This window comes from Cyanobium sp. Maggiore-St4-Cus, assembly GCF_024345615.1.
GTDB classification, from domain to species: domain Bacteria; phylum Cyanobacteriota; class Cyanobacteriia; order PCC-6307; family Cyanobiaceae; genus Cyanobium_A; species Cyanobium_A usitatum.
The window spans coordinates 48256-54316 of sequence record NZ_JAGQBL010000016.1; the positions used below are offsets into that span (position 1 = coordinate 48256).

The following is a 6061-nucleotide window of genomic DNA, read 5'->3' on the forward strand; positions in this document are numbered from 1 at the left end:
CACCATTGCTTCCATCGCCATGACCGTCGCCGCTCCTTCCACCAACGGGGCCAGCCGGCCCGCTGCTCCACGTCCCGTCCAGAGGCCCCCCTCAGCCCTGGAGCTGATCCGCTCCGCTGATCGACGCGAGGCGCTCCCTCCATCCGTGCCGGAATCCGCGTCGGCCGCCGTCTCGGTCCAGCCCCCTGGCTTCTCCCCCGAGCAGCTCGCCGCTCTTTCCGCCCCCCTCGATCGGGCCAACGTCCGCCAGCGGGAGCAAGGCCGCAGCCGCGTGAGCTATCTGGAGGGGTGGCAGGTGATCGCGGAAGCCAACCGCATCTTTGGCTTCGATGGCTGGCAGCGCCAGACCGTGGCCGTCCGCTGCGTCGCCCAGGCCGAACGCTTGATCGGTGCCAGAGGCACGAGCCGAGACCAGAAGCCCGGTTGGGGCGTCACCTACACCGCCCGCGTCCGCGTCACCGTCACCGCCGGTGGCCTGACACCCCTGATCCGTGAGGGCAGCGGTGCCGGCCACGGCATCGACGTGGACCTGGGCCAGGCCCATGAATCCGCCCTCAAGGAAGCCGAGACCGATGCCATGAAGCGGGCCCTGATGACCTTCGGGAACCCGTTTGGCCTTGCCCTCTATGACAAGCGCCAGCGGGAGGTCAGCAGTGCAGCGGGCCAGGGTGATGGGGCCCAGCGGCCTGGTGGGCAGCGGTCTTGTCTGAGCCGGCCGGAGGCTGGTTCTCCCGCCGCCGCCGCTGCCTCCGCTGCTCAGCGCCGCACCCAAGCCACGGACCCGACGCCACCGCCATCAGCCCACGCCGACTGCGGCCAGATCCCCCTCGATGCCGAGACGATCCAGCACCTCCACAGCACGCTGCGGGCTCTCCCCCGCCCCCAGCTGGAGAGCCTCACCCGGGCCTTCCGCAAGCGGTTCCAGGTGCCCGAGGAGGCGGTGACGATCGCCGATCGGATCAACCAGAAGTGCCACCACGACTGGATTGAGACGTTCCTGGTGCAACACCAGCTTCAGTCCGGCTGAGCTGCCCAGCCCCTCTCCTGAAGGGGGCAAGTTGGCGGCTTCTGCCTACGCTTGGCCCATGGCGTTTCCCCGCATCAGCCACGATCCCGCCGTGATGGGTGGCAAGCCCTGCATCCGCGGGCTGCGCATCACGGTGGGCACGGTCGTGGGGTTGATCGCCAGCGGCAGCAGCCGCGAGCGGATCCTGCAGGCCTACCCGCAGCTGGAAGCGGCAGACATCGATGAGGCTTTGGCGTACGCCGCCTGGCGCATGGAAGAGCGAGAAGAGGCGCTGGTCCTGAGCTGATGGCCAGGCTCCTGGTCGACATGAACCTCTCGACCGAATGGATCCCCCTGTTGCGGGCCGCAGGTCATGAAGCCGTGCACTGGTCGGAGGTGGGCGATCCAAGGGCACCGGATACGGTCCTGATGCAGTGGGCGATCGCCAACAGCTACGCCGTCTTCACGCACGACCTGGACTTCGGCACGATGCTGGCCCTCAGCGGTGCCGATGGGCCGAGCGTGCTTCAGGTGCGCTGCTTGAATGTCCTGCCCGAGGCGATCGGCACGCTGGTGCTGTCACTGCTCAAGACCTATGGCGCCGAGATCGAGCAAGGGGCGCTGGTGGTCGCCGATGAACGCCGGCGGCGGGTGCGCATCCTGCCCCTGAAGCGGACGAGCTGAGCAAGCCAGACCAAGACAACCGCGCTAGTACAGGTGTACGCATCTTGAGTGGTTCATGGGCGTCTCCTTGTCCCGGCCGGCAGCCCTGGCAGCCAGGCTTGAAGCCCCGATCGAGGAGTGGCCCTACCTCGACAGCGAGGTGCTGCTCAAAACCCGCAGCCGCAAGGTCTGCATGACCTGCCACTGGTTTCGCCACCACGCGGGAGTGAACTGCATCCCGGTGCTCACTTGCCAGCTGCATCAGGGTCTGATCGCCCATGGTGAGCACCTCACCAGCCGCTGTCAGGGCTGGACCGACGACATGACCCGGAGCCAGGGCTGGGCGCCGGAGGTGGCCTGAGCGGCCCATGCACGTCGGTGACCGGAAGCGACCGCCGCTCTCGCCCCAGGAAGGCTGGCTGAGCGACGGTCGCCAGGTGCTGCACTTCAGGCCAATGCGTTACGACCGCTGGAGTCAGAGCCTGGAGGTGACCTTCGGGGAGGTGATGACCGGCGGTGAGCCGCCGCTGCTCAAAAAGCGCAGGGAGCTGACGCGAGAGCAGGCGATCAAGCTCTAGGCCCAGAAGCGCCAGCAGGGCTGGCAGCCTTGCGCGCCCCAGTGGCTGCCACCGCCTTCCCCGGCTGAACGCTGAGCCGGTTCAGAAGCGGGAGCCCGGCGTCTGCAGGAAGGCCAGCTCCTCCGCGCTCGACACCCGCCCCAGAGCAGCATTGCGGTGGGGGAAGCGGCCAAAGCGGGCGATCACATCCCGGTGCTGGCGGGCGAAGTCGGCGGTGCGGGGATCGCTGAACCGCTCGAACAGCGGCAGGTGCCGCCTCCTGCTCTGCCAGGTCTTCCGAATGCATCAGCGGCATCAGCCAGAACTGCCGCCTTGCCTGCTCGTCTTCGGCCTCCAGCCGGCCGCGCTCCACAGCCATCAGGCTCAGCGCCAGGGCCTGGAGATCGCCCGCGAAGGCCATGGCGGTGTCGCGCCAGAACTGGCGCGGGAACTGATCCAGCAGCAGCACCAGCGCCAGGCCTCGGGACGGCTCTTCATTCCAGGCATCGAGCTCACCGGCGATCGCCCGCCGTGTCAGGCCCAGGAATCGTTCCCGCAGGAGGGCATCAAAGGCCGGGTCCTTGGCGAACCACTGGCGCAGCCGGCTTTGCACGAACCAGAAGTCCAGCACCTCGCTGACCTGGTGTCGCTGACCAGCCATCAGAGCAGGCCCAAATGGGGAAAACACTGGCCAGCTCGATGCCCTTGCAGTCTTCCTGATCTTCATGTCGCTGACCCTGCTGCTGCGCTTCCCCTGGGGCGTGTTGCCCCTGATCGGTGTCTCCGCACTCGTGGGATTGGAGCGCGGTTTGCTGCAGCTTGTGGTGGGAAATGCTCCAGGCATCCAGTCGCTTGGTCACCGTGGTGCCTCTGGCATCAGCTCAACGACTCAGTGGCCTTGGATGCTCAGATCGTGTCCCAGTGTTTTTTGCTCGTCATGGGACTAAAGAGGCTGCCGTTGTCAACGGTTCAGACGCCCCGCAGCACCGCGCTCAGCATCGAGAGGTTGATCAGCACAATCACGCTGGCGCAGATCCAGCCCGCGGCCTGCAGCCAGAGCGGTGCTTTCAGATCGCCCATCAGGCCCTGGCGGCCGCAGAACCACACCAGCGGGATCACCGCGAAGGGCAACTGCAGCGAAAGCACCACCTGGCTCAGCACCAGCAGATTCGTGGTGGCTCGCTCGCCGAACAGGATCACCGTGGCCATCGCCGGGATCAGGGCGAGGCCGCGGGTGAGCAGCCGCCGCTTCCAGTCCGGCAGCCGGATCTGCAGGAACCCCTCCATCACGATCTGGCCGGCCATGGTGGCGGTGAGCGTCGAGCTCTGTCCCGCCGCCAGCAGGGCCACCCCGAACAGCACGCTGGCGAGAGAGGTGCCCAGCATCGGCGTCAGCAGCCGGTAGGCCTCGCTCAGGTCCGTCACCGGCTGCGGTAGCCGTCCGTAGAAGCTGCCGGCGGCGAGCACCAGGATCGAGACATTGATCAGAAAGGCAAGGCTGAGGGCGATCAGGGTGTCCCAGGTGCTGAAAGCCAGGGCCCTGCGCCTCGTCCCCTGGCCCTCCGCCCAGAGGCGGGTCTGCACCAGCGAGGAATGGAGGTAGAGGTTGTGGGGCATCACCGTGGCACCGAGAATGCCGGCCGCCAGAAACAGCTGCTGCCCGTCCCTAAGGCTGGCGGCCTGGGGAAGGAAGCCCTGGCCCACCTGGCCCCAGTTGGGCTGCAGCAAGAACATTTCCACCGCGAAGCAACCCCCGACCAGGGCGACCAGGGCGATCACCAGGGCCTCCAGCCGCCGGATCCCGAAGCGCTGCAGTGCCAGCAGCAACAGGGTGTCGGCGGCCGTGAGGCCCACCCCCCAGGGCAATGGAAGACCGAAGAGCAGCTGCAGGGCAATGGCGCTGCCCACCAGCTCGGCCAGGTCACAGGCAATGATCGCCACTTCGGCCAGCAGCCAGAGGGGGATCCGCCAGAACCGCGGCAGCAGACGGCTGCAGGCCTGGGCCAGGTCCAGCCTTGTGGCGATACCCAACCGGCAGCAGAGCGACTGGAGCACCATCGCCATCAGGCTGGAGAGCCCGATCACCCAGAGCAGGCGGTACCCGAACTGGGAACCGGCAGCCAGATCGGTGGCCCAGTTGCCGGGATCCATGTAACCCACAGCCACCAGGTAGCCGGGGCCCAGCACCCGCAGAAAGGTACGCAGCATGCCCAGGCCGGCAGGCACCTCCACGGCTTGCGTGTCGATGCGGGCGGCGGTGCCGAGCGGTGCATCAGGCATGAAGCGATGCCAGCGGAGCTGGAGGTTAGGGCGAGGGTGGCGTTGGTCCCTTATCGGGGAATGGCTGGCCTGGCAGGGTGATTGCCTGCTCAGAAGTCGCGAGGACCCGTGTAGCCACTGAGATCGGCGAGGGTGTTCAGCGGCTTGACGCCCGAATCCATAACGCCCTTGATCTGCCAGCTGGGATAGCCCTGAACCCCCTGCTGCTTGCACAGCTGCGCCTGGCTGTTGGCGCCGTCTTCGGCGCATTCGATCACCTGGAGCTTGGCGGCGGCCTCCTTGCCGAAGGCCTCCTTCTGGTCATGGCAGTGGGGGCACCAGTACGCCGTGAACACCCGGGCGCCGACGCTGCTCAGATGCTCCGCCAGGGCAATCTTGGCCGGCGAACTGGCGCTGATGACAGCTGGAGCCGCCCGTCCGCTTTGGGCGACAGGCTGGTCCGCCGATGCTGCCCAGCCCAGCCCCAGCAGACCAACAAGAAGGACTGTCATCACTCCGCGAAAGATCAGTTGGCTGCGGTCGATCCAGCCACCTCCAACAAGACTCAACAGGAACAGCGCGAGGCTGAGGGCGGCTGAGACCACACAGAAGGTGCAGAAGGCCTTGATCTCGAAGACCAGGAGCCCCATCAGCACCAAACTGAAGACGGCCATGCCGCAGCTGACGAGGAACAGAGCCCACCAGTTGCCCTCCGAGGCAGGGGCCCGCCGACCCCCTCGCAGCAACGGCATCAGGGCCAGCAGGAGCACCGTGCCGTAGGCCAGGAACCCAAAGAGAGAAAGTGGCTGGCCCAGCAGCGTGCCCCAGGCGCTGCCGAGTACCTTGTCGCAGCCATCGCTACCGCCCGGACAGGACAGGCTGCCGATCCAACCCCACCGCTTGGCGGTGATCGAGCCGGTGTCGATCATGCCGATCGTGGCGAGCACGGCCATGGTGAGGCGCCCCCAGGGCCGGCCTGGCTCCTGGGCGGCCCGACGACTGGACAGGAGCTTGGATGGTGTGGCGCTGCTCACAAGGGGGGGAAGGGTGGAGATGCTGCCATTGAAAAGCCTGAAGTGGCTTCAGGGTCAAGGACCTAGCGTTGCGCCTGGGGCTTGTCCGCCCGACTTGCCAACCCAAGGGGATGAATCCATGCAGATCGGCGAGTTGGCACGGTCCACCGGGGTCAAGATCGAAACCATCCGCTATTACGAACGCGAGCAGTTGTTACCGGTGCCGCAGCGCACGGATGGCAACTATCGCCTCTATTCGCCGCGGCATGTGGAGCAGTTGCGTTTCATCCGCTACTGCCGCAGCCTTGACATGAGCCTGGAGGAGGTGCGCCTCTTAATCGAGGCGCGGGACGCCCCAGCCGGAAGCTGTCTGACGGTGAATGCCCTGCTGGACGAGAAGATCGCCGAGGTCGATGCCCGCGTGAATGAGTTGCACAAACTCCAGGATCAGCTACGGCAGCTCAGAGGGCTTTGTCAGCAACCGGATGAGGTGAAGAACTGTGGCATCCTCATGGAGTTGAACCGTTCGGCTGTAATCGACAAGGCTCAGGTCTGATCGTTCC

General features: G+C 66.5%; 9 protein-coding genes and 1 pseudogene. 6 read left to right on the plus strand and 4 right to left on the minus strand.

Translation table 11 applies throughout. From position 1 onward, the window contains the following. Positions 1 to 19 precede the first annotated feature (19 nt). The 5 genes from KBY99_RS13410 to KBY99_RS13430 are packed head-to-tail and all read left to right on the plus strand — an operon-like array spanning position 20 to position 2247. Positions 20 to 1027 (plus strand): RAD52 family DNA repair protein, encoded by a 1008-nt coding sequence (locus tag KBY99_RS13410; protein WP_197169828.1) that lies wholly within the window; start codon positions 20 to 22, stop codon positions 1025 to 1027. A gap of 58 nt (positions 1028 to 1085) precedes the next feature. Continuing rightward, positions 1086 to 1313 (plus strand): DUF433 domain-containing protein, encoded by a 228-nt coding sequence (locus KBY99_RS13415; RefSeq protein WP_197169827.1) that lies wholly within the window; start codon positions 1086 to 1088, stop codon positions 1311 to 1313. Further along, a complete protein-coding gene (locus KBY99_RS13420) occupies positions 1313 to 1690 on the plus strand; it encodes a DUF5615 family PIN-like protein (protein WP_197169826.1) in 378 nt (125 codons plus the stop codon). Before KBY99_RS13415 ends, KBY99_RS13420 begins: the two co-directional genes overlap by 1 nt. Before the next feature lie 55 nt (positions 1691 to 1745). Further along, on the plus strand, positions 1746 to 2030 hold the full coding sequence (locus KBY99_RS13425) for a galactose oxidase (protein ID WP_197169825.1): 285 nt from the start codon (positions 1746 to 1748) through the stop codon (positions 2028 to 2030). A gap of 7 nt (positions 2031 to 2037) precedes the next feature. Continuing rightward, positions 2038 to 2247, plus strand: a complete 210-nt coding sequence (locus KBY99_RS13430; RefSeq protein ID WP_254999547.1) for a DUF1651 domain-containing protein — start codon at positions 2038 to 2040, stop codon at positions 2245 to 2247. An 81-nt stretch (positions 2248 to 2328) separates the two neighbouring features. On the opposite strand, the gene KBY99_RS14950 is transcribed toward KBY99_RS13430, so the two are convergent. From KBY99_RS14950 to KBY99_RS13445, 4 genes and pseudogenes are all read right to left on the minus strand, one after another. Continuing rightward, the gene (locus KBY99_RS14950) at positions 2329 to 2433 is read right to left on the minus strand and encodes a DUF924 family protein (protein ID WP_370525789.1); all 105 of its coding nucleotides are present in this window, start codon (positions 2431 to 2433) and stop codon (positions 2329 to 2331) included. Between the two features lie 97 nt (positions 2434 to 2530). After that, positions 2531 to 3070: pseudogene (locus KBY99_RS14955) on the minus strand (DUF924 family protein); the annotation flags it as partial. Positions 3071 to 3195: 125 nt separating this feature from the next. Continuing rightward, on the minus strand, positions 3196 to 4506 hold the full coding sequence (locus KBY99_RS13440; RefSeq protein WP_254999549.1) for an Nramp family divalent metal transporter: 1311 nt from the start codon (positions 4504 to 4506) through the stop codon (positions 3196 to 3198). Positions 4507 to 4595: 89 nt separating this feature from the next. Next, complete coding sequence (locus tag KBY99_RS13445; protein ID WP_254999551.1) at positions 4596 to 5519, minus strand: vitamin K epoxide reductase family protein; 924 nt, start codon at positions 5517 to 5519, stop codon at positions 4596 to 4598. 118 nt (positions 5520 to 5637) lie between these two features. Here KBY99_RS13445 and cadR point away from each other — a divergent pair, with 118 nt between their 5' ends. Beyond that, entirely contained in the window at positions 5638 to 6054 is a 417-nt protein-coding gene (gene cadR / locus KBY99_RS13450; protein WP_254999552.1) for a Cd(II)/Pb(II)-responsive transcriptional regulator, read from the plus strand. Positions 6055 to 6061 lie beyond the last annotated feature (7 nt).